The 21,698-nt window shown below is 55.6% G+C and carries 21 protein-coding genes; 7 read left to right on the top strand and 14 right to left on the bottom strand.

From position 1 onward, the window contains the following. Positions 1-129: 129 nt before the first annotated feature. From K9N21_03850 to gdhA, 3 genes are all read left to right on the top strand, one after another. Positions 130-1,713: an FMN-binding glutamate synthase family protein gene (locus K9N21_03850; protein MCF8143035.1), complete on the top strand. Its 1,584-nt coding sequence runs from the start codon at positions 130-132 to the stop codon at positions 1,711-1,713. Positions 1,714-1,838: 125 nt separating this feature from the next. Further along, positions 1,839-4,790 (top strand): phosphoenolpyruvate synthase/pyruvate phosphate dikinase, encoded by a 2,952-nt coding sequence (locus tag K9N21_03845; GenBank protein MCF8143034.1) that lies wholly within the window; start codon positions 1,839-1,841, stop codon positions 4,788-4,790. Between the two features lie 64 nt (positions 4,791-4,854). Continuing rightward, positions 4,855-6,204 (top strand): NADP-specific glutamate dehydrogenase, encoded by a 1,350-nt coding sequence (gene gdhA, locus K9N21_03840; protein ID MCF8143033.1) that lies wholly within the window; start codon positions 4,855-4,857, stop codon positions 6,202-6,204. A 100-nt stretch (positions 6,205-6,304) separates the two neighbouring features. On the opposite strand, the gene K9N21_03835 is transcribed toward gdhA, so the two are convergent. The 10 genes from K9N21_03835 to K9N21_03790 form a co-directional block, all read right to left on the bottom strand. Continuing rightward, positions 6,305-7,447, bottom strand: coding sequence for an acyl-CoA dehydrogenase (locus K9N21_03835; protein MCF8143032.1), 1,143 nt, complete (start codon positions 7,445-7,447; stop codon positions 6,305-6,307). Positions 7,448-7,647: 200 nt separating this feature from the next. Then, entirely contained in the window at positions 7,648-8,196 is a 549-nt protein-coding gene (locus K9N21_03830; GenBank protein MCF8143031.1) for an XRE family transcriptional regulator, read from the bottom strand. 140 nt (positions 8,197-8,336) lie between these two features. Next, a complete protein-coding gene (locus K9N21_03825; protein MCF8143030.1) occupies positions 8,337-8,567 on the bottom strand; it encodes a hypothetical protein in 231 nt (76 codons plus the stop codon). Between the two features lie 132 nt (positions 8,568-8,699). Then, a complete protein-coding gene (meaB, locus tag K9N21_03820) occupies positions 8,700-9,659 on the bottom strand; it encodes a methylmalonyl Co-A mutase-associated GTPase MeaB (GenBank protein MCF8143029.1) in 960 nt (319 codons plus the stop codon). 12 nt (positions 9,660-9,671) lie between these two features. Continuing rightward, positions 9,672-10,076: a cobalamin B12-binding domain-containing protein gene (locus tag K9N21_03815; protein MCF8143028.1), complete on the bottom strand. Its 405-nt coding sequence runs from the start codon at positions 10,074-10,076 to the stop codon at positions 9,672-9,674. A 194-nt stretch (positions 10,077-10,270) separates the two neighbouring features. Then, positions 10,271-11,956, bottom strand: a complete 1,686-nt coding sequence (locus K9N21_03810) for a methylmalonyl-CoA mutase family protein (GenBank protein ID MCF8143027.1) — start codon at positions 11,954-11,956, stop codon at positions 10,271-10,273. A 95-nt stretch (positions 11,957-12,051) separates the two neighbouring features. Beyond that, positions 12,052-13,197: an acyl-CoA dehydrogenase family protein gene (locus tag K9N21_03805; protein ID MCF8143026.1), complete on the bottom strand. Its 1,146-nt coding sequence runs from the start codon at positions 13,195-13,197 to the stop codon at positions 12,052-12,054. A 1-nt stretch (position 13,198) separates the two neighbouring features. Then, complete coding sequence (locus K9N21_03800; GenBank protein MCF8143025.1) at positions 13,199-13,987, bottom strand: enoyl-CoA hydratase/isomerase family protein; 789 nt, start codon at positions 13,985-13,987, stop codon at positions 13,199-13,201. Positions 13,988-14,114: 127 nt separating this feature from the next. Next, positions 14,115-15,401, bottom strand: coding sequence for an acetyl-CoA C-acetyltransferase (locus K9N21_03795; GenBank protein MCF8143024.1), 1,287 nt, complete (start codon positions 15,399-15,401; stop codon positions 14,115-14,117). Between the two features lie 80 nt (positions 15,402-15,481). Then, positions 15,482-16,672, bottom strand: coding sequence for an acetyl-CoA C-acetyltransferase (locus K9N21_03790; GenBank protein ID MCF8143023.1), 1,191 nt, complete (start codon positions 16,670-16,672; stop codon positions 15,482-15,484). A gap of 266 nt (positions 16,673-16,938) precedes the next feature. Between K9N21_03790 and K9N21_03785 the strand changes: the two genes are divergently transcribed. The 4 genes from K9N21_03785 (at position 16,939) to K9N21_03770 (ending at position 19,389) form a co-directional block, all read left to right on the top strand. Next, entirely contained in the window at positions 16,939-18,249 is a 1,311-nt protein-coding gene (locus K9N21_03785; GenBank protein MCF8143022.1) for an aminotransferase class I/II-fold pyridoxal phosphate-dependent enzyme, read from the top strand. A 38-nt stretch (positions 18,250-18,287) separates the two neighbouring features. Beyond that, positions 18,288-18,491 carry a DUF86 domain-containing protein gene (locus K9N21_03780; GenBank protein MCF8143021.1) on the top strand — a complete coding sequence of 68 codons (204 nt, stop codon included), beginning with the start codon at positions 18,288-18,290 and terminating at the stop codon, positions 18,489-18,491. A 329-nt stretch (positions 18,492-18,820) separates the two neighbouring features. After that, positions 18,821-19,084, top strand: coding sequence for a type II toxin-antitoxin system Phd/YefM family antitoxin (locus tag K9N21_03775; protein MCF8143020.1), 264 nt, complete (start codon positions 18,821-18,823; stop codon positions 19,082-19,084). Positions 19,085-19,089: 5 nt separating this feature from the next. Next, positions 19,090-19,389: a type II toxin-antitoxin system RelE/ParE family toxin gene (locus K9N21_03770; GenBank protein ID MCF8143019.1), complete on the top strand. Its 300-nt coding sequence runs from the start codon at positions 19,090-19,092 to the stop codon at positions 19,387-19,389. A gap of 166 nt (positions 19,390-19,555) precedes the next feature. Here the strand turns inward: K9N21_03770 and K9N21_03765 are convergent, their stop codons facing one another. The 4 genes from K9N21_03765 to K9N21_03750 form a co-directional block, all read right to left on the bottom strand. Continuing rightward, positions 19,556-19,939, bottom strand: a complete 384-nt coding sequence (locus tag K9N21_03765; protein ID MCF8143018.1) for a PIN domain-containing protein — start codon at positions 19,937-19,939, stop codon at positions 19,556-19,558. Beyond that, positions 19,917-20,186 (bottom strand): hypothetical protein, encoded by a 270-nt coding sequence (locus tag K9N21_03760; GenBank protein ID MCF8143017.1) that lies wholly within the window; start codon positions 20,184-20,186, stop codon positions 19,917-19,919. Before K9N21_03760 ends, K9N21_03765 begins: the two co-directional genes overlap by 23 nt. A 222-nt stretch (positions 20,187-20,408) precedes the next feature. Further along, positions 20,409-21,158: an HAD-IA family hydrolase gene (locus K9N21_03755; protein MCF8143016.1), complete on the bottom strand. Its 750-nt coding sequence runs from the start codon at positions 21,156-21,158 to the stop codon at positions 20,409-20,411. Between the two features lie 15 nt (positions 21,159-21,173). Further along, positions 21,174-21,632, bottom strand: a complete 459-nt coding sequence (locus K9N21_03750) for a hypothetical protein (protein ID MCF8143015.1) — start codon at positions 21,630-21,632, stop codon at positions 21,174-21,176. Positions 21,633-21,698: the final 66 nt, after the last annotated feature.

Below are 21,698 nucleotides of genomic sequence, written 5' to 3'. Positions count from 1 at the left end.
TTTTAATTTTGAAACTTCGCACAAAGGCGTGCGGGGCTTATCGCAACAAGACAAAGGCGTCTGAAACCCTACCCAGGGAAGACGCCTTTTTTTATTCTCTTCCCTGATCCACAAGAAGGAGGACGACAGGTGAACTTACAGAGACCGAATTCCGATGAAGCGCTGCAAACCAAAAACCGTTCCCGGGACGTGACCCCACAGTCAGGCATCTGCAGCAGGTGCATAGACGGATGCAAGGGGAACTGCGACATGTTCAACGCCACCTTCCGGGGGAGGGAACTCCTCTACCCCCAGCCGTTCGGGAGTATCACGGCCGGCGCAGACAAGGACTATCCCGTGGATTACTCGCATCTGAATATCATGGGGTATGCCCTCGGGGCCAAAGGCGTGGAACCCGATCCGGACAAGGCCACCTTCCCGGCGGTCAACACCGAAACCTCGTTCGGCGTCTCCGAAAAGGTGAAGATGAAGGTCCCCGTATTTACGGGCGCCCTCGGGAGCACCGATATTGCGAGGAAAAACTGGGAGCACTTTGCCATCGGGGCCGCCATCAGCGGCATCACTCTCGTCTGCGGCGAGAATGTCTGCGGCATCGACCCGGAACTGGAGTTCAAGCCCAACGGCAAGGTGAAGAACTCCCCTGAAATGGACCGGCGCATCAGGGAATACCGGCGCTACCATGAAGGCTACGGGGATATCCTCGTCCAGATGAACGTGGAAGATACCCGGAACGGCGTCGCCGAATATGTCATCGACAAACTGGGCGTGGAGACCATAGAGCTTAAATGGGGCCAGGGCGCCAAGTGCATCGGTGGAGAGATCAAGGTCAATTCCCTGGACCGGGCCATCGAGCTGAAGAGAAGGGGATACATCGTCACCCCGGATCCGGACGTCCCCGCGTTCCAGGCCGCCTTCAAGGCCGGTCCACTCAAACAGTTCGAACGCCATTCCCGGCTGGGCTTCATCGACCAGGAAGGATTTATGAACGAAGTGAAGCGGATACGGGACCTGGGGGCCAAACGGGTCACCCTCAAGACCGGTGCCTATCCCATGAGAGAACTGGCCATGGCCATTCGCTGGTCCAGTGATGCCAAGATCGACCTCCTGACCATCGACGGCGCGCCCGGTGGCACCGGCATGAGCCCGTGGCGGATGATGACTGAATGGGGGATCCCCTCCCTCTATCTCCACTCCATGGCCTATGAACTGTGCGATCGTCTGGCCAAACGGGGCCTCTGGGTCCCGGACATTGCATTTGCCGGCGGATTTTCCGCTGAAGATCATGTGTTCAAGGCCCTGGCGTTGGGGGCCCCCTACTGCAAGGCCGTCTGCATGGGCCGCGCCCTGATGATCCCGGGCATGGTGGGGAAAAATGCCGAACGCTGGCTGAGAGGCGAACAGGGCGGGCTCCCGCCGACGGTTTCCAAGTATGGGTCCACCAAAGAAGAGATCTTCATGAATTACGAGGTCCTTAAAGAGAAATACGGGGCTGAGGCGGACAACCTCCCCTTAGGCGCCGTAGGCCTGTTCAGTGCGGTGGACAAGCTCAAAGTAGGTCTTCAGCAGTTGATGGCCGGGTCTCGAAACTGGGAAGTGCAGTATATCAGCCGGAAAGACATCTTCTCTCTGACGGAAGAGTGCGCCAAGGTGACAGGGATCCCCTACGTCATGGATGCCTACCGGGATGAGGCCCTCCAGATCATCGATTCATAGGACCTGTGAATTCCGAAATAACTCTTTTTTCCATGCAACCCATCCCCCTGTTTTCCCGAACCGCTTTCGCGAATGCGGGCGGCGGGAAATCAGGGGGATGATCAACAAACCCAAACAGGCTGCCGATGGAATTTTACGCCCGCTTCAAGATCTATCACGAACTCATGTCCAAAAAGATCCGGGAGATCCTCCTGGTATCGAGCCCTTACGACGCCTTCATCATGGAGGAAGACGGGAGTCTGGCATCCCGGATTATCAACGAGTACAGCGGCTTGAACCTGAGCCATCCGCCCCGGGTCACCCGGACGTCATCGGCCTTTGACGCCCTGGCCCTCCTCAATATGAGGAACTTCGACATGGTGGTCACCACCCCCCATCTGGAGGAGATGGATGCCTTCACCCTCGGGTTGAAGGCGAAAAAGACCCATCCCGGCCTCCCTGTCATCCTCCTGGCCCACAGCCCCAGGGGGATCTACCCCCTTCCTGAAAACAAGAACTGCGAGGGGATCGACAAGATCTTCATCTGGTCCGGGAACTCGGATCTTCTCCTGGCCCTGGTCAAGAATGCCGAGGATCATCTGAACGTGGACGCCGACACGGAGCGGGCCATGGTCCGGGTCCTGATCCTGGTGGAGGACTCCCCGGTGTATTATTCCTCCTTTCTGCCGCTCATCTACAAGGAAATCGTCCGCCAGACCCAGGCCGTGCTCAAGATGGGGCTGAACGAAGAGCACCGGCTTCTGACCATGCGGGCACGGCCCAAGATCCTCCTGGCCACCAATTATGAGGAGGCCCTGGCCCTCTACCAGAAATTCCGGTCCTTTCTCTTCGGCGTGATTTCAGACGCCCGCCTGCCCAAGAACCACCAGATGGACGACAACACGGGATTTTTACTGCTTTCCCAGATCCAGAAAGAGGTCCCTGACGTCCCGCTCCTCCTGCTGAGTTCGGAATCCAGCAACAGAAACAAGGCGGAACAAATCCCGGCCGATTTCCTGGACAAGAATTCTCCCCACCTCCTCTCCGAGATACACGATTTCTTCCTGTCCAGACTCGGGTTCGGCGATTTCATCTTCCGTATGCCTGACGGGACAGAGGTGGACAGGGCCTCCGATCTCCACACCCTGGAAACCAAGCTGGCCTGGATACCCGATGCCTCGCTCCGCTACCATGCTGAACGGAATCACTTTTCAAACTGGATCATGGCCCGTTCCGAGATCGCCCTCGCCTCTAAATTCCGTGAGGTCCATGCCAGTGATTTCGCCAGTGTTCCTGAAATGCGCGAGTACATTATCAGCAATATCCGGGCCCTCCGGAAATTGCGGCAGAAGGGGGTGGTGGCCCGATTCAGGGCGGAACATTTTGACCCTTTAATCAATGATTTTCTCAAGATCGGTCAGGGATCCCTGGGCGGCAAGGCCAGGGGGCTGGCCTTCATGTCTGCGGTCCTCGAGCAGGACCAGGAACTTCACGAAAAATATTCCAAAATCAAGATCCGGATACCCAAGACACTGGTCATCTGTACAGACGGATTTGAGGCGTTTGTGGCGCAGAACCACCTGGAACATTTTGCAAAGGAAGGATTCACCGATGAAGAGGTCGCCAGGGGTTTTCTTGACGCGGACATGCCGGAATGGCTGGCGAATGATCTGGAGGCATTTGCGGCCCGGGTCCGAATTCCCCTCTCTGTCCGGTCTTCAAGCCTGCTGGAAGACGCCCAGTTTCAGCCCTATGCCGGACTGTATCAAACCTATATGATTCCCAATAATCATCCCGATCTCTCCATTCGGCGGCAGCATCTCATAACGGCCGTAAAGCTGGTCTATGCATCCACCTACTATGAAAGTCCCAAGGCCTTTGCGAGAAGCACGTCCAACCAGCCCCAGGCAGAGTCGATGGCCGTTATCATCCAGGAGCTCTCAGGGAGGGAATACGGGGACTATTTCTATCCGGCCATTTCGGGCGTGGCCCAGTCTCATAATTTCTATCCGGTATCCCGGATGAAGCCGGAGGAAGGGATCGCCCATATTGCACTCGGGTTGGGCAAGACCGTTGTGGAAGGGGAAAAGACATTGCGGTTCTCCCCCAGATATCCGGAGATCATGCCCCAGTTTTCCACGGTGAAAGACATCCTTTCCAATGCCCAGAGATTTTTTTATGCCTTGAGGATCCGGAATTATCCGGAGGGCCCGGAGTTGTGGCGCGATTCCAACCTGGAAAAACGGGACCTGGATGATGCGGAAAATGAATTTCCGGTAAAGACCCTGGCCAGCACCTATGTGCCCGAGGAGGACCGTATTCGAGATACGGGGTATATGCCGGGGCCCAAGGTGCTGACCTTTGCCCAGGTCTTGAAACATCATATTTTCCCCCTGCCGGACCTCCTGTCCGATCTCCTCACAATGGGGAGGAAGGGCATGGGATGCCCTGTGGAGATCGAGTTCTCCGTGGAACTCACCCCTGATAAAGATCATAAGAACGAGTTCATCTTTCTGCAGATGCGACCGATGGTGGCTGACGAGGAACGATTCAATGTGGAAATCACCCCCCAGGATCTGGACCGGGCATTCTGCCGGTCCTCAACCGCCCTGGGAAACGGCAAAAACGAGGAAATCACGGATATCATCTATGTCAAACCCGATGCCTTCGATGCCGGCGCAACAGTGCAGATTGCAGAGGAAATCGGGCAGATAAATGCGGGGCTCTCAAAGGAAAAGCGGAAGTATCTCCTGATCGGGCCGGGCAGATGGGGATCCGCAGACAGATGGCTGGGCATTCCGGTCCAGTGGCGGCATATCTCAGGCGTGGGCGCCATCGTCGAACTCAGGAACAAGCAGTTGAAGGCCGACCCTTCCCAGGGGTCCCATTTTTTTCAGAACATCACGTCCCTCGGCATCGATTACATCACGGTGACAGAGGACGCGGAATCCGAAGACTATCTGGACTGGAACTGGATCCGTTCGATCCCTGCGGTTCAGGAAACCACCTTTTTGAGACATGCGACAATGGAAAAACCGCTCATCATCAAAATCGACGGCAGGAAATCCCGGTGCGTGATTATCGGTGATGACGGATGAAAATGAGGTTTTGTGCAGGAATTTTTAAGATCATGGCAGCATCAATAAAAAGGGGAGGTTATTTATGGAAGACATTTTAAATTACGTTAGGGCAAGAGATCCTCACGAAAAGGAATTTCACCAGGCGGTGAAAGAGGTCCTTGAAACCATTCAGCCCGTGCTGGAGCGAAACCCCGAATACCGTCAGGCGGCCATATTGGAGAGGATCATCGAACCCGAAAGGGTCATCATGTTCCGGGTCCCCTGGATGGATGACGAGGGACAGGTACATGTGAATCGCGGTTACCGATTACAGATGAACAGTGCGATCGGACCGTACAAGGGGGGCACCCGCTTTCACCCTTCGGTGAATCTGAGCATCCTTAAATTCCTGGCCTTTGAACAGGTCTTCAAGAACGCCCTGACCACCCTCTCCATGGGAGGGGGAAAAGGCGGCTCCGACTTCGATCCCAAGGGAAAATCAGAGAATGAGGTCATGCGGTTCTGCCAGAGTTACATGACCGAACTGAGCCGGCATGTCGGCCCTGACACGGATGTTCCTGCCGGAGATATTGGGGTGGGGGCGAGAGAGATCGGGTATATGTTCGGCATGTACAAGCGGCTTCGGAATGAATTCACGGGGGTTCTGACCGGCAAGGGCCTCGGCTGGGGGGGGAGCCTTATCCGGCCGGAGGCGACAGGATACGGCTGCGTCTATTTTGCCTCTGAGATGCTGGCCACTCGAAACGACACCCTCGAGGGAAAGACCTGCCTGGTCTCGGGGACGGGAAATGTCGCCCAGTACACCGTGGAGAAACTTATCGAGATGGGCGCAAAAGTGGTGACCCTTTCCGATTCATCCGGCTATATCTACGACGAGGCAGGCATTGACCGGAGCAAACTGGATTTTGTCATGAGGCTCAAGAACGTCCGTCGCGGCAGGATCATGGAATACGTGGACAAGTATTCAGAGGCAACCTATACCGAGGTGGATACGACCCTTGATTATAATCCCCTCTGGAACCACAAGGCCGATTGCGCCTTTCCCAGCGCCACCCAGAATGAAATCAATGGGAAGGACGCCCAGAACCTGATCGCCAACGGCGTGCAGTTGGTGGCCGAGGGCGCTAACATGCCTTCCACCCCCGAGGCCATCGACATCTACCTGGACAACAAGATCCTCTACTCGCCGGGCAAGGCCTCCAATGCCGGCGGCGTGGCGGTTTCAGGCCTGGAGATGGCGCAGAACAGCATGCGGCTGAACTGGCCCCGGGAGGAGGTGGACGGCCGCCTGAAAATAATCATGAAGAGCATCCACCAGAGCTGCGCGGATGCAGCCGCGGAATACGGCCGGCCGGGCAACTATTTTGCAGGGGCCAATATCGTGGGATTTGTCAGGGTGGTCAACGCCATGCTGGATCAGGGATTGGTATAAGAAACGCCCACAGATGTTTATTTCCATGCTGAACCGGCGGGTCTTGAACAAGACCCGCCGGCGTCTTTTTCTCCCTCGGAAGATAATCTGAAGACCGGGGTTACTTCCCGATCACATGATTGGAAATCACCATCCTCTGGATCTCGGAGGTCCCTTCGTAGATGGTAAACACCCTGGCATCCCGGTAATATCTCTCCACCGGAAAGTCCTGAATATAGCCATATCCGCCATGGATCTGCAGGGCCTTATACGCCACCTTGTTGGCCATCTCAGAGGCAAAGACCTTGGCCATGGAAGCGGCGGCCGAGAAATTTTCCCCCTGGTCCCTCATGGCGGCGGCATTAAAGGTAAGGAGTCTGGCCGCCTCGATCTGGGTGGCCATATCGGCGATCATCCATCGAATCCCTTGAAACTGGGAGATGGTCTTTCCGAACTGGACCCGTTCCTTGGCATAGCTGACCGCTGCGTCCAGTGCGGCCTGGGCCAGGCCCACGGATTGGGAGGCGATACCGATCCGTCCCCCGTCCAGAGAGGCCATGGCAATACGGAACCCATCCCCTTCCTCCCCCACCAGGTTTTCCGCAGGCACCCGGCAGTCCTCGAAGATCAATTCCGTCGTGTCCGAGGCCCGCAGCCCCATCTTCTTCTCTTCCTTGCCCACGGAGAACCCCGGGGTCCCCTTTTCCACCACAAAGGCGCTGATCCCGCGATGCCGCTTATCTCTGTCTGTATAGGCCGTCACCACCGTGACATCCGAGTTCTTTCCGCTGGTGATGAACATCTTGGCGCCGTTAATCACATAGGTACCGCCGTCTTTGACCGCCTTGGACCTCTGGCTGGCCGGGTCCGAACCGGCGCCGGCCTCTGTCAGTGCAAAGCAACCGATCTTCTCTCCGGCAGCCAGGACCTTCAGGAAATGCTCCTTGAGATACTCCGATCCAAACAGATAGATGGGGCCGCAGGCAACAGAGTTGTGCACCGACATGACCACGGCCGTGGAGGCGCAGGCATAGGCGATCTCCTGTAATGCCACGGAATAGCTCACCGTGTCCACGCCGGCCCCGTTATATTCGGGCGGGACGTTCATGCCCAGAAGTCCCAACTCCCCCATCTGCTTGAGATGCTCCGCAGGAAATTCGCAGGTCAGATCCCTCTCGGCAGCCGTGGGCAATATCGTATCCCGTGCAAAGTCCCTGACCATTGCCCGAATCATCCGCTGTTCTTCATTCAGTTGATAGGCCATCTGCTCCTCATATTCTCAGCTCGGAACTTGTCCTGCTTAAATCCACCTTCCAAACACCAGCAGGCGGTTTTCATTTTGTTGTCACACACAGCCACAACGCCCGCAAAGGAAAAGTCCGGCAAATGCATGCGGTTATAAAATCTTCGTGTCTTCGTGTCTTTGTGTGAGAATTCTCTGGTTCCAGCCTGCCTGGATTAGGTTCAAGGGGTGTACAGCACCACCAGCAACTCCGCCCGTTCCGAGCTGATATTCCTGAGCTTATGGGTGATCGAAGAATTGAAATGGAGACTCTGCCCGGGTTCCAGGATATTTCTGCTTTCCCCTACCATCACCTCGACCTTTCCTTTCAGGACATACTGAAACTCCTCTCCCAGGTGCTGGTAACTGATGGACTTATGCTCTGATTTCGGATCGATAAAGACCTTGAAGGCCTTGAGGTGTTTATGGATGGCCTCGGGCGTGAGGGTCTCGTAGGTATACGCCTCGGTTCTCTTCTTGAAATCCTCAGCGGATTTTTTGCCCGCCTGCTGCTTCTCCTCCTTAAGGAGGATGCTGGAGTCGATTTCAAGGGCCCTTGAAAGCTGCAGAATCACGGAGACGGGCGGGATCACCTCTCCTTTTTCAACCTGGGAGATAAAATTGGTGGCCAGGCCTGTCTCATTGGCCAGGTGCTTGAGGGTCAATTTCTTCTCCCGCCGCCGCTTCAAGAGCCGTTTACCGATAGGTTGACCGGTTTTGGTGCTCGGCATCACACTACCTCCTTTCCCGATCAAACGGGATTCATTAATCCGTGTGAAGGTTCCGGTGGTCGATGTTCAGGAATAGAAGCCCACCCCGTATCAGGCCTGAACCCTCCCTCTAAACTCCACAAACCCAATTGCGCATCCGGTCATTTACCCTCCTTCAGGCGACGGTACACCCTTATCATTCTCAGCACAAAGCCCAGGATCAGGGTGGCGCTGATGAGTATGATGAGGTTGGATGCAAAAAAGGCCATAACAAAGGAATACGGATCGTTCAGTTTATAGGCGGCGATCAGGATATGGATCCCGAATGCCAGGAAGAAACAGCCTGCAAGAATGAGGAGGGCCTGGCGTAGCCACCAGAACATGTTGACCATCGGTTCATCCGGGATCAGAGGTTAAGGCGCAACGGTTATCATCGCTTGACAGGAATCGTGAAGGCAATCCCTTTCCATGCGTGGATCTTGCTTGGGGGAGGAGGCGCTTCAAAAATCGGCCGTGAGACGGATTCAGCCGGACAGAATCGGGAGAACCAGGTCTTCACATGCAGTATAGGGATCCACCTTCCCTTCCACAATCGATGTCACGGCGGCATCGAATTCACCCGAATCCGTCAATCGGTCCAGAACCTCCTCGATAAGCCGGGCCTTGATCATCTCTCCCAGTTCCTGGCGGACCTTGACCCTGTTCGCCCTGAAGTGGAGGCCGTCCTCGGTATTGGCGAGGTATGCTGCATGCCGGTCCACCGCCTCCAGAAATTCATCCACCCCCTTGTCAAACACCGCCTCGACCTTGAGTATGGGCGGCTTCCATCCGCCTTCATTATACTTCTTCTGATCCATCTCGATCATCAGTCTCAGGTCGCTCATGGTCTTGTCCGACCCTTCCCGGTCGGCCTTATTGATCAGGAAGATATCGCCCACCTCGAGGATCCCGGCCTTGATCGCCTGGATATCGTCCCCCATACCGGGAATCACTACGATAACGGTGGTATGGGCGCTCTTCACCACATCCACCTCATCCTGGCCTACCCCTACGGTTTCCACCAGAATATAGTCTTTGCCCATGGCATCCAGGACATCGATGGCGCTCCGGGTGGACTGGGTCAGGCCGCCGAAGTGGCCTCTGGTGGCCATGGACCGGATAAAAACGCCCTGATCCATGCTGTGCCGCTGCATTCTCACGCGATCCCCCAGGATAGCGCCGCCGCTGAACGGGCTGGTGGGGTCCACCGCCAGGACCCCGACCGTCTTTCCCCGTTTCCTGATGTGGGCAACCATCTGATCCACCAGGGTGCTTTTTCCCACACCGGGAGATCCCGTAATCCCGATAACATAGGCCTTTCCGGTATGCGGATACAGCTCTTTCAGGACCTCTCGCACCTCGGGCATGCCGTCGTCAATATCCCGGATCAGACGCGCGACCGTCCGGATATCGCCGGCAACCACCTTTTCTGCTACACTGGCCATAATCTCCTATTTTTACCTCGGTGATACATTTTCCTCGACCCATCTCACGATCTCGTCGAGGGGCGTTCCGGGGGTAAATACCTCCTGGACCCCGGCCGCCTTTAATTTCGCAATATCATCCTCCGGGATGATTCCGCCCCCGCACACCACAATGTCATCCGCCCCCCTGTCCCGAAGCAGCTGAACCACCGCAGGAAACAGATATCTATGGGCCCCGGCCAGGCTCGACATCCCGATCATATCCACGTCTTCCTGAATGGCGGCCTCCACAATCTCTTCGGGTGTCTGGTGAAGCCCTGTGTACACCACCTCGAAACCGGCATCCCGATAGGCCCTTGCGATGATCCTGGCCCCCCGGTCATGACCGTCCAGACCCGGTTTTGCCACCATCACCCTGACTCTTCTCTTCTGTTTCATCTATAATTCCTCAATCCCATCCACAGATTTCTCAGATTCGCGCAGATGTAATGACCATCTCTCCACTCGTTTATTGAACCGTCTCTAATCCCCTGTTGCCGGATAAGCGACTCAAGTGACACAAAGGACTAAAAGGAAATTTTTTGCCCATTCGATGTTGGACGTCCGATATTCGATGTTGGACGTTCAGCTTTCTAATATATCCCCGGATCCCTGTACTCGCCGTACACCTTCCTGTAGACATCACACACCTCCTGAAGGGTGGCGTGCGCCTTGACCGCGTCAATCAGATCCTCCATGACATTTCTGTCGCCCGAACATGCCTCGCCCACCCTTTCCAGACAGGCCTTCACCCGGGAATTGTCGCGCTCATTCTTGATCCGGTTGGTCTTCTCCATCTGGAGGCTTTCCAGTTCTTCGTCGATCTCCAGGATCTCCACCGGGATATCCTCTTCGGTAACATACTTATTGACCCCTACCACGGTCTTTTCTTTGTCATCGATCTGTCTTTGATAGTGATAGGCGGCGTCGGCGATCTCCTGCTGGGGATAGTTCTTCTCAATAGCCGACAGCATGCCGCCCATGTTGTCGATCTTCTCTATGATCTCAAAGGCCTCCTCCTCCATCCGGTTGGTGAGGGCCTCCACAAAATAGGACCCCCCTAAGGGATCGATGGTGTTGGCCACGCCGGATTCTTCGGCAATAACCTGCTGTGTCCTCAGGGCAATGGTCGCGGCCTCCTCGGTCGGGATCGCCAGAACCTCATCCAGTGAATTGGTGTGGAGCGACTGGGTGCCGCCCATCACCGCCGCCAGGGCCTGAAACGCCGTCCGGACCACGTTGTTGTACGGCTGCTGGGCCGTAAGGGAACACCCTGCTGTCTGCGTGTGGAACCGCAACCACCACGATCTTGGATCCTTGGCCTTGAAGCGCTCTTTCATGATCTTTCCCCACATCCGCCTGGCCGCCCTGAACTTGGCAACCTCCTCGAAGAAATCGAGATGGGAATTGAAAAAGAAGGAAAACCTGGGGGCGAAGTCATCCACGTCGAGTCCCCGCTTCATGGCCTCTTCAGTGTAGGCGATGCCGTCTCCCAGGGTAAAGGCCAATTCCTGCACCGCAGTGGACCCCGCCTCCCGGATATGGTACCCGCTGATGCTGATGGTGTTCCATCTCGGGACCTCCTTGGTCCCGAATTCCACCGTATCCGTAATAATGCGGACAGACGGCACCGGCGGGCACATGAAGGTCTTCTGGGCAATGAATTCTTTGAGCATGTCGTTCTGGATGGTGCCGCCCAACACCTTCCGGTCGATTCCCCGTTTTTCCGCCATGGCGATATACATGGCCCAGATCACCGAGGCAGGCGGATTGATGGTCATGGAGGTGGTGATTTTATCGATGGGAAGCCCTTCAAAGAGATCTTCCATATCCTTGAGGGTGTCGATGGCCACACCGCACTTGCCGCACTCCCCCCTGGCCTTGGGGGAATCGGTGTCGTAGCCCATGAGGGTCGGCATATCAAAGGCGGTGGAGAGACCGGTCTGCCCCTGATTCACCAAAAGATGAAACCGCTTATTCGTATCCTTGGCGCTCCCCAGGCCGGCAAACATGCGCATGGTCCAGAGACGGCCCCGGTACATGGAGGGCTGGACCCCGCGGGTGAAGGGGGCGTCTCCGGGAAAGCCGATGTCTCTCATAAAATCCTGGTTTTTGATATCGGCAGGGGTATAGAGCCGCCCGATCTCCAGGTCGGAAACCGTGGAAAACCTGGGGAGACGTTCGGGCCGGGCTTCAAACACCTTCTCCAGCTTCTTCTGCCACTTCTCGTTTTCCCTGTTTATGTCCTCAAAGATCCCGTCATTAAACGTCAAGGGCATATGACCCCCCTTTCGACTGCTGATTGTTGATTGTCGATTCTGGACAAGACTCTTGGTCGGATGCGTTTCAATCATCAATCGCCAATCGTCGATCGTCAATCTCTGATGAGGTTCTTCGCCACCACCATCCGCATGATCTCATTGGTTCCTTCGTAGATCTGACATATTTTGGCATCCCGCATGTGACGTTCCATCGGGTAGTCCTTGCAATACCCGTATCCCCCAAGGACCTGAATGCCTTCGACCGATGCCCTCATGGCCGCATCCGATGCATACATCTTGGCCATGGCAGCGGCCTTCTCATACGGTTTCTTGCGGTCTTCCAGCCAGGCCGCCCGAAGGGTCAGGAGTTCCGCGGCATCCAGTTCCGTGGCCATATCGGCCAGTTTCCACTGGATCGCCTGAAAAGCGGTAATCGGCTTGCCGAACTGCTCTCTGGTCTTGGCATAGGCCACCGCCTCTTCCAGAACGGCCCGTCCGATCCCGATGGCCTGGGACGCAATCCCGATCCGGCCCCCGTCCAGGGTGGTCAGCATCTGCTTAAAGCCTTCGCCCTCCTTCCCCAGAAGGGCATCGGCAGGCACCCTGGCATCCTCAAAGATAATTTCTGCCGTACCGGAGCCCAGGATGCCCAGTTTGTCTTCCACCCGTCCCACCTTGAACCCGGGGGTATTTTCCAGGTCCACCACAAAGGAGGAGATCCCCTTGTACCCTTTCCCCTTCTCTGTGACCGCCGCAATGACGCCGTAGGAAGAGACGTTGCCGTTGGTGATGAACTTTTTCTCGCCGTTGATCACCCATCCGTCTCCGTCCCTCACCGCGGTCGTGCGCATTCCTGCAGGGTCCGATCCGGCGCCTGCCTCTGTCAACCCGTAGCATCCGATCTTTTCGCCCGATGCACAGGGATAGAGGTACTTCTTCTTCTGTTCATCCGTTCCGTATGCATTGACCGGAAAGCAATAGAGGGAATTATTCACCGACATGATCACCCCGGTGGATGCGCATGCCTTGGAGATCTCGATAAGGGCCAGCACATAACTGACGTAATCCATGCCCCCGCCCCCGAACTCCTCGGCGATCACGATGCCCATCATCTTCAATTCGCCCAACTGCCGAACGATCTCTGCGGGATGTTCATGCTTTTCATCCAGTTCGGCCGCCTTCGGTCTGATTTCGCTCTCGGCAAACCGGGCCGCCATATCCTTTACCATCTGCTGTTCTTCGGTCAGTGCAAAATCCATGTCAACTCAAGCCTCCTTTGAACTCGGGCTTTCTCTTCTCCAGGAATGCGCTCATCCCCTCCCTGCCGTCAGGGCTCGCCATGCACAACGCAAACTGGTCCGTCTCCAGACCGCACGCAGCACGCAGCTCTAAATTGAAGCCCCGGTCAATGCAGCGCTTGGCCGCCATCAGTGAAAATCGTCCCTTGGATGCCATGATCTTGGCGGTCTTCAGGGTTTCTTCCCACAGCTTGTCCGCGGGAAAGACCTTGTTGACCAGGCCGATCTCCTTGGCTTCCTGTGCGCTGATAATGGCCCCGGTCATACAGAGCTCCTTGGCCATCCCCTTTCCCACCAGTCTGGGAAGACGCTGGGTCCCGCCGGCACCGGGAATGATCCCCAGGTTGATCTCGGGCTGTCCGAACTTGGAATCCTCTGAGGCGTAGATGAAATCGCACGCCATGGCGATCTCGGTCCCGCCGCCCAGGGCAAACCCGTTGACGCAGGCGATGACCGGTATGGGAAGCGCTTCCATGCGGAATCCCAGGTCATGAAGTGCAACGGAGAAGTCCCTCAACTGAAGCGGGGACAGGTTGACCATGAGCGAGATATCGGCGCCCGCCACAAATGCCTTGCCCCCCTCGCCTGTCAGTATCAACACCCGAATCGACGGATCGGCTTCAACCTCGTCCAGGGCCTTCTGCATATCCTTGACCACGTCCAGATTAACGGCGTTCAAGGCCTTAGGCCGGTTGAACCGGATGACCGCCACATTCCCTTCTGTCTCATAAATGATATTTTCGTAAGCCATTGGTGCTTACCCCCATTCGCATTGTTGATTGTTGATTTGCCAGATCTGGCGATAACTGACGATTGAAGAGCGGGACCTTTCATGGTCCATCCGACATTACGAAAGTCCCAAGGCAATCGACAATCTGTCAATCATCAATCTCTAAGACCATGGCCATCCCCTGTCCGCCACCGATGCATAAAGAGGCCAGCCCCAGATGGGCACCTGATCGCAACATCTCGCCCATCATGGTGACGACGAGCCGGGCCCCTGAACACCCGATGGGATGACCGATGGAAATGCCGCTCCCCAGGCGATTGGTCTTTTCCATATCGCATTTCAGCTCGCGCACGCACGCGATGGCCTGTGAGGCAAAGGCCTCGTTGAGTTCGATTACCCCAAAATCATTGATGGAGAGGTTTTCCTTGTGCAGGACCTTCCTGACCGCCGGAATCGGCCCCAGACCCATATAGGCGGGATCGATGGCCGCGGATGCGCAGGCACGGATCTTGGCAAGGGGTTTCAGGCCGAGTTCAGCGGCCTTTGAATCGGACATGACCAGAAGGGCCGCTGCCGCGTCATTAATTCCGGATGCATTCCCTGCGGTCACTGTACCGTCCTTTTTGAAGGCGGGTCTCAGTTTTGCCATTTTCTCCGCACTGGTATCCATGGGCCGCTCGTCCGTGTCGAAGACCACCGGGTCCCCTTTCCGCTGGGGGATGACCACCGGCACGGTTTCATCCTTGAACAGGCCTTCTGCAATGGCCTTTCTGGCCCGCTGATGGCTCAGGGCGCCCAGTTGATCCTGCTCTTCCCTTGAAATGGCATATTTGGCCGCAATATTTTCGGCGGTGACGCCCATGTGATAGCCATAAAAGATCTCGAACAGACCGTCCATGATCATCAGGTCCACCAGATCGGCGTTGTTCATCCGCGCACCCCAGCGCGCCGCCGGAAGGGCATATGGGATGAGGCTCATGTTCTCCATGCCGCCCGCCAGTATGATGTCTGCCTCGCCCGCACGGATGGCCTGGGCTGCAAGGGCAAGGGACTTCATGCCCGAGGCGCACACCTTGTTCACGGTGAATGCGGACGTCTCCTTGGAGATCCCCGCACGGATCATGGCCTGCCGTGCCACATTCTGTCCCTGGCCCGCGCCCACCACATTTCCCATAATGACCTCATCGATCTGAATGGGCTGACCGGATGCGTCGTAGTCATAATCCTTCTTTTCCAGGTCGATCATACCGAGCCCCTTCAGGGCGTCCGGCTCGAACCGCGTCAGATCGTCTGTCGCGGCCGGTTTCAGATTCAGCTTCTTGAGCGCCCCCTTGAGCACCAATGCCCCCAGATCTACAACCGGCGTCGACTTCAAGGTCCCCCCGAATGCCCCCACGGGCGTCCTTACACCAGAAACAATCACCACATCTTTCATCATTTCGTCTCCTATTCCTTAAATTCCATCTGTAGACTCCGCAGAATTACGCAGATGATTAATAAATTTCTCAGATACGTTTATCCCTCATTGTAAACCACCAGGGTTACCGCCTCTCCGCCCCCCAGGCAGAGGGAGGCCTCACCGATCCTGGCCCCTCTATCTTTCATGGCATAGATGAGGGTGGTGAGGACCCGGGCCCCGCTCGCCCCGATGGGATGGCCTATGGCCACAGATCCCCCGTGGACATTGACCTTTTCAGGATCGATCCCCAGTTCGCGATTGATGGCCACGGAAGAGGTGCTGAAGGCCTCGTTGATCTCGTGCAAATCCACGTCTCCCACCGTGAGGCCGTCCTTGGCCAGAACCTTGGGAATGGACAGGATCGGCGCCACCAGGACGTATTTCATATCAATGCCGGATGCGCCCTGTGCCCCGATCCGGACCAGGGGCGTGCACCCTAACTGATCCGCCTTTTCCCTCGACATCACCACCAGGGCGGATGCCCCGTCACTGATCTTGGAGGCGTTTCCCGCGGTCACCAGGCCGTCTTTCTTAAAGGCGGGCCGAAGTCTTGCCAGGGCCTCCAAGCTGGTCCTCGGTTTTCTCACCGCGATCTCGTCCACCTCGAATATCTTCGGGTCTCCCTTTCTTGAGGGAACCTCAACCGGGACGATTTCATCCTTGAATTTGCCTGCGTCAATGGCCTTCCAGGCCTTTTCGTAGGACCTCATTGCAAAGGCGTCCGTATCCTCCCGGCTCACCCCGTACTTCTCAGACACCAATTCCGCGCTGATCCCCATGTGAAAGTCATTCACATGGTCCCACAGGCCGTCATGGACCATCCCGTCAATCAACTGCCCGTTGTTCATGCGGTATCCGGTCCTGGCCTTGTCGAGCATATAGGGGCACTGGTTCATGTTTTCCTGGCCGCCCGCCACAACCACCTCGGCATCGTTGCATTGAATCGCCTGGGCCGCCAGCATGACCGCCTTGAGGCCGGATCCGCACACCTTATTCACGGTAATGGCCCCCACATCCCACGGAAGGCCGGCCCGCACCATGGTCTGCCTGGCCGGGTTTTGTCCCAGGCCGTGGGGGAGGACGCTTCCCATGATCACCTCGTCCACCTGATCCTTCTCAATGCCGGCCCTTTTAATGGCCTCCCTGATAACAAGCGCGCCAAGATCTGTGGCGGAAACCGTACTGAGCGATCCGGCAAAGTCCCCCACCGCTGTCCTGCACGCACTGACAATAACCACTTCTCTCATAAATATTCCCCTTTTCTGGATTCTGGATTCCCGGTTCCGGATGCACGTCCATGTCCCGTTTTCAGCGGGAATACCAGGCTTATCAAAACCGATTCAACGCATCTGGAATTCAACTCATCTCTTATATTAAAGGAACGCTTTTTAAGTCAAGACAAATTAGCCCTAAGTCGCCGCCTGACAATTTTCTTGACAAATCTGAGGATTAGCAGCTAATCAATATGAATGATAATTGCACAAAAATACCATGAACCATGAGGAGTGAAGCGATGAACCCGATTGCAGAGGAGTTAAACCAGGTCATCCGGGCAGGCAACGAGCATATCTATGGAACGCTGTCAGAAGTGGGGAAAAACCTCTTCTTTCCAAAGGGGATCCTTTCCCAGGGCGCCGAGGCAAAGGAAAAGGCCCATAAGTTCAACGCCACCATCGGAATGGCCACTGAAAAGGGAAGGACCATGCACCTCCCCTCGGTGATGGCCATGCTGCATGAGATCGAACCCGAGGAGGCGCTTACCTATGCCCCTTCTTTCGGCATTCCCCCCCTCCGCCAGGCCTGGCAGGAGGAACTGTTGAGAAAAAACCCCTCTCTGAAGGGAAAAGAGATCAGCCTGCCGGTCGTGTCCCACGCCATTACCCACGGCCTCAGCGTGGTATCGGACATGTGGGTGGACCCGGGCGATACGATCGTCCTGCCGGACAAGATGTGGGGCAATTACAACCTCATTTTTTCCGTCCGCAGGGGGGCGCGGATTGTCACCTATCCGCTCTTTGATGGCGACGGGGCATTCAATCTGAAGGGATTCGAGGCCTGTGTTGAGGGCGAGGCGGCATCCGCCAAAAAGATTATCGTGATCCTCAATTTTCCCAACAACCCCACCGGCTATACCGTCACCCCCCGGGAGGCCGACGGGATTGCGGATATCCTGAGGAAGGTTGCGGAGAAGGGCGTCCGGGTCCTCGCCCTGACCGACGATGCCTACTTCGGTCTCTTTTACACCGACGATGCCCTGAAAGAATCGATCTTCACCCGGCTGATCGGCCAGGACCCCAGGCTCCTCACCATCAAGCTGGACGGGGCAACCAAGGAAAACTACGTCTGGGGCCTGCGGGTCGGTTTTGTCACCTACGGCGCCACACTTACAGGGGAAACAAGACCCGTCTACGAGGCCCTTGAAAAGAAGACCGCGGGCGCGGTCAGGGGATCCATCTCCAATGCCTCCCGTTTGGGCCAGGAGATCGTTCTCAAGTCCCTTAAGGCGGATTCCTATCTGGCGGAAAAGGAAGATAAACTGGAGATCATGCAGGAGCGGGCCCAGGAGGTGATGCGCGTCCTTTCAGATACGAAATTCCAGGATGTGTGGGAACCCTATCCCTTCAATTCAGGCTATTTCATGTGTCTGCGGCTCAAGACCGTCGATGCCGAAGCCCTCCGGGTCCATCTCCTCGACACCTACGGGATCGGACTCATCTCATTGGGGGAGACCGATCTCCGCGTGGCCTTCTCCTGCCTGGAAAAGGAAGACACCCGGGAACTCTTTGACACGCTCTTTCAGGCGGTCAAGGATCTGGAGGCATAGCGCCCGAGGATTTTGTGTCAACCTCGGACGGCGTCACAGTGTTGGATGCAATCTCCATGCGGCTCCAGGTCATAGGCGAGTCGGTGAAACGAATCCAAAAAAAAGGATCTTCGCTTCTGAGTCGTTTTGCCGAAATTGAGTGGGATAAGATTGCACGATTCCGGGATCTGGTTTCTCATCACTATGACCATGTGGATCATAAAATCGTCTATATATCTGTCAGAACCATATCCCAAAGCTGAGGGAGATGGTAGAAAGAATAATCAAAGGGCTCTCCGCAGGGGGAAAAACAGCACAGGCCTCTTAAAGCATTGGGTTATTGTCGTTCATTCCTAAGCCACAGGAAGAAAGCCATGATTCAGGGCACACGAAGACCCCGTTTCTCCAATCAAATGGAGAGCGGGGTTTTGCATGTCGTGGTTCTGTTTTGGGGCACATGGATAAGACATGCGGTTCAAAGCGGGATAACCCATCGAAGTCAGTTCCGTCCTGGACATCACACCTTGACATCAAGAACATAACACCATAATATGGTCTAAAATTATGGTCGACTTTAATGGAGGTCTGTCCTATGGCGACACTATCCCTTTCCGAGGCAAAAATGAAACTCAGTTGGCTGGTTGACAAGGTCAACACCACCGACGAGGAGGTCGTTATCACAAAGAACGGGCGTCCGGCCGCAGTCCTTGTCAGCCCTGATGAATTCGAGGGCTGGAATGAGACCCTTCTCATTCGATCCGATCCTGCATTTCTAAGCGAGATCAAAAAGGGTATTCGAATACTCAGGCAAAATAAGGCAAAGCTCTACACCCTTGAAGAGCTCTTCGATGAGTAAATGCCATGTCCGGATATAAACTCAGAGTCCCCGATCACCTCGTCGGATTCATTCGGGGCCTCCATCCCGAAATACGGAGAAAGATCAAGGGCTCACTCAAGATCATTACCTCTGAGCCCGGCTCCGGAAAGCCGCTGAAAGACGAACTGGAAGGGCTCAGAAGCCTTAGGGTAAGCCGGTTCAGAATCGTCTATCGCATTGCCGATCCCAAAGAGATTCAGATTGTCGCTATTGGGCCCCGGGACCGAATCTATGAGGAGACCTACCGCCTCATTCGCAGGGAAAACAGAAGCCAAAGAGGGTAAATCCAGAGGTCCCCTGGCGATTTGAAGGGCATTCCTCTGTCCCCTGAGACAATTTTAGTTTTTCCCTGATGACTTTTGGCGGGGAAGGATCCCTGAGCGTGCCAAATCAAAATTCAAGACGTAATCCACCGGGAGTTGGCAATCCCTCGATTTTTTTGAGTAACGCTTATAAGGAGAGGTTAATGATCTTGAGCCCCTTTTTTTGGTAAAGCTCAAAATGCGCATCCGCGGTGTAAATTTCGGTACATTCAGATACCAAGAGTGAACTCAGTATTAATGCGTCAAGCCCCGGCATACCGGTGCCGTGCCCTATGTGACTCGCTTGTAAGGCTGTTTTCTTGTCAAGAGGAACTATGGCTACTGCCAGACTGATATCAGAAATCATCGTCGGCCAGTCCTCGAATTGTCCCTTCAGAAGTTTTCTCTGCAGCTCATATAAGACGATGACGGATGTGAGCTTTTCGACCTCATCCCAGATTCGAAGCGCAAGCGGATGTTGGTTTTGTAGGGCAAAGAAAAAGCCGGTATCAAGACCTGCAAGCATCTGCATCAGTCCTTTCTCTGTGCACATCTTCCCAATTGCCAAGCGGTTTTTCCTTTATAAGGGCATTGAGTACACGTTTTTTGGCAGCCTCCTTTTCACCATCTTCAACATCCCCTTTCAGCGAATCAATAAGCTTGTCCATACCGGTAACGGCCGCCTGCTGAATACTGGAAATTTTCCCCATAGTTTGGAGCTCCCTCAGAGTCTTCCATATTTTAAAAGGTATTTTAATGGTTACACGTTTATCTTGCATTTTGCCCTCCTGGCTGGAATTGAAAAAATGCATTTTTATATCATAACACGATAATGTCAAAGTGTAAATCATACGGCAATGCCGTAATGGGTGAAAGAACGTATCAGCCGTTTTTCGTTTCATTGAAATCTCGGGTTTGCTTGCCTACGATAAGTCACCTTTGGAATCCAAAAAAAGGAAGGGTGTGCAAGAGAGGAACCGTGGACGGGATTTGAAAAGAACTCACCGATGCAGAAGGGCCGGCAATTCCCCCCAGCTGGAAATCGAGGGGATGTCGGGGGCCGGGATCTCGGATGGGTCGGATGTTGCCCCGAGAGGCAGGGGGCTTTTCCGGTCGCGGGCATAGGTGAACCAGACCGGCTGAATCCCCGCGCTGAGGGCCCCGCCGATATCGGCATCGGTATCATCCCCCACGTAAAGCATCTCTCCCCCGTCCACTCCCAGGGAACCCGCGAGCTTGTCAAAGACCCGCGGGTGGGGCTTCCGGAACCCCATCTCACCGGAGATCAGCACCACCTCGAAAAAATCATCCAGACCCAGAAGATCGATGAGCTTCAGGGCCGCGGGGGCGTGGGTAAAATTGGAGAGCAGACCCAGACGGTATGACCCCCTGAGCGTCTCGAGCATGGCATGGGTTCCGGGGACAGGATGGCAGTAATCGAAAAAGGCGGAAAAATAGGCCTCAACAGCAGTGGATATGCGGGGATCATCAGGACTCAAGGAGTACCCCGTCCCCTCCAGGGCCGCACTGATCCAGAACCGGTTATGGGTCTCCACGCCGTCCTTGGCCGCCTGTCGGATAAAACCGAGGGCGGCCTCCCGGTAGGCCTGTTGAAACGGTTCGATCTCCGGGCAGACGCCGTTTTGCGCCAGGCCCGTCATCAATCGCCGCATGGCCTCATCGAGCGCGCCGGCCTCTGCGATAATCAGGGTGTTGAAGAGATCGAATCCGATTGCCTTGATATGGTCCATGGCGTCTCTCGCCTCTTATCTCGTGGGCAGCCCCAGGCCTGCACACCCCCGGGTTGTCCACGGGGCTTCCATTTTTCGCCGCACCCTGTTCTTGAACGCCTCAAGGGACACGACGATCTGCTCATTTTCGCCCTCGGCCAGTTTTTCAACCGGGTCAAAGGCAACCACGTGAAAAATGAGTCTGCGCCCCTGAACCGCCGTAAGCTCGGCCTCGGCGCAGACCCGAACCCCCGGCGGTGCGGCTGCCAGGTGCCGGATATCGATGCGGGTCCCAAGGGTGATTTTTCCCTCTGGAATCCTCCCCGAAACAGCGTTCCGCGCCGCCATCTCCATCAAGAGCACCACCCGGTGCGTGGACAGGACATCCACGCCGACATTCCCGGCAAAACTGGCGAGGTCCTTTTCCGAGACCACTATTTCCTCATACCCCCTCAGACCCGTTTCAAGTTCCACGGCCATGTTCCTCGTTTCCATTCAGCTATGCAGACGTCTGAAAGATGAGCTCTCCTGTCTTGTCGTCGGCCCAGGCGCCTGCAGGCG

Source organism: Deltaproteobacteria bacterium, assembly GCA_021737785.1.
GTDB lineage: Bacteria > Desulfobacterota > DSM-4660 > Desulfatiglandales > Desulfatiglandaceae > AUK324.
This window is presented reverse-complemented; position numbering and strand designations above follow the sequence as displayed.

Excerpts from the sequence above, each read along its gene's own strand:
- K9N21_03845 (MCF8143034.1), top strand. The coding sequence starts at position 1,839 with ATGGAATTTTACGCCCGCTTCAAGATCTATCACGAACTCATGTCCAAA.
- gdhA (MCF8143033.1), top strand. The coding sequence starts at position 4,855 with ATGGAAGACATTTTAAATTACGTTAGGGCAAGAGATCCTCACGAAAAG.
- K9N21_03835 (MCF8143032.1), bottom strand. The coding sequence starts at position 7,447 with ATGGCCTATCAACTGAATGAAGAACAGCGGATGATTCGGGCAATGGTC.
- K9N21_03830 (MCF8143031.1), bottom strand. The coding sequence starts at position 8,196 with ATGCCGAGCACCAAAACCGGTCAACCTATCGGTAAACGGCTCTTGAAG.
- K9N21_03825 (MCF8143030.1), bottom strand. The coding sequence starts at position 8,567 with ATGGTCAACATGTTCTGGTGGCTACGCCAGGCCCTCCTCATTCTTGCA.
- meaB (MCF8143029.1), bottom strand. The coding sequence starts at position 9,659 with ATGGCCAGTGTAGCAGAAAAGGTGGTTGCCGGCGATATCCGGACGGTC.
- K9N21_03815 (MCF8143028.1), bottom strand. The coding sequence starts at position 10,076 with ATGAAACAGAAGAGAAGAGTCAGGGTGATGGTGGCAAAACCGGGTCTG.
- K9N21_03810 (MCF8143027.1), bottom strand. The coding sequence starts at position 11,956 with ATGCCCTTGACGTTTAATGACGGGATCTTTGAGGACATAAACAGGGAA.
- K9N21_03805 (MCF8143026.1), bottom strand. The coding sequence starts at position 13,197 with ATGGATTTTGCACTGACCGAAGAACAGCAGATGGTAAAGGATATGGCG.
- K9N21_03800 (MCF8143025.1), bottom strand. The coding sequence starts at position 13,987 with ATGGCTTACGAAAATATCATTTATGAGACAGAAGGGAATGTGGCGGTC.
- K9N21_03795 (MCF8143024.1), bottom strand. The coding sequence starts at position 15,401 with ATGAAAGATGTGGTGATTGTTTCTGGTGTAAGGACGCCCGTGGGGGCA.
- K9N21_03790 (MCF8143023.1), bottom strand. The coding sequence starts at position 16,672 with ATGAGAGAAGTGGTTATTGTCAGTGCGTGCAGGACAGCGGTGGGGGAC.
- K9N21_03785 (MCF8143022.1), top strand. The coding sequence starts at position 16,939 with ATGAACCCGATTGCAGAGGAGTTAAACCAGGTCATCCGGGCAGGCAAC.
- K9N21_03775 (MCF8143020.1), top strand. The coding sequence starts at position 18,821 with ATGGCGACACTATCCCTTTCCGAGGCAAAAATGAAACTCAGTTGGCTG.
- K9N21_03770 (MCF8143019.1), top strand. The coding sequence starts at position 19,090 with ATGTCCGGATATAAACTCAGAGTCCCCGATCACCTCGTCGGATTCATT.
- K9N21_03765 (MCF8143018.1), bottom strand. The coding sequence starts at position 19,939 with ATGCAGATGCTTGCAGGTCTTGATACCGGCTTTTTCTTTGCCCTACAA.
- K9N21_03760 (MCF8143017.1), bottom strand. The coding sequence starts at position 20,186 with ATGCAAGATAAACGTGTAACCATTAAAATACCTTTTAAAATATGGAAG.
- K9N21_03755 (MCF8143016.1), bottom strand. The coding sequence starts at position 21,158 with ATGGACCATATCAAGGCAATCGGATTCGATCTCTTCAACACCCTGATT.
- K9N21_03750 (MCF8143015.1), bottom strand. The coding sequence starts at position 21,632 with ATGGAAACGAGGAACATGGCCGTGGAACTTGAAACGGGTCTGAGGGGG.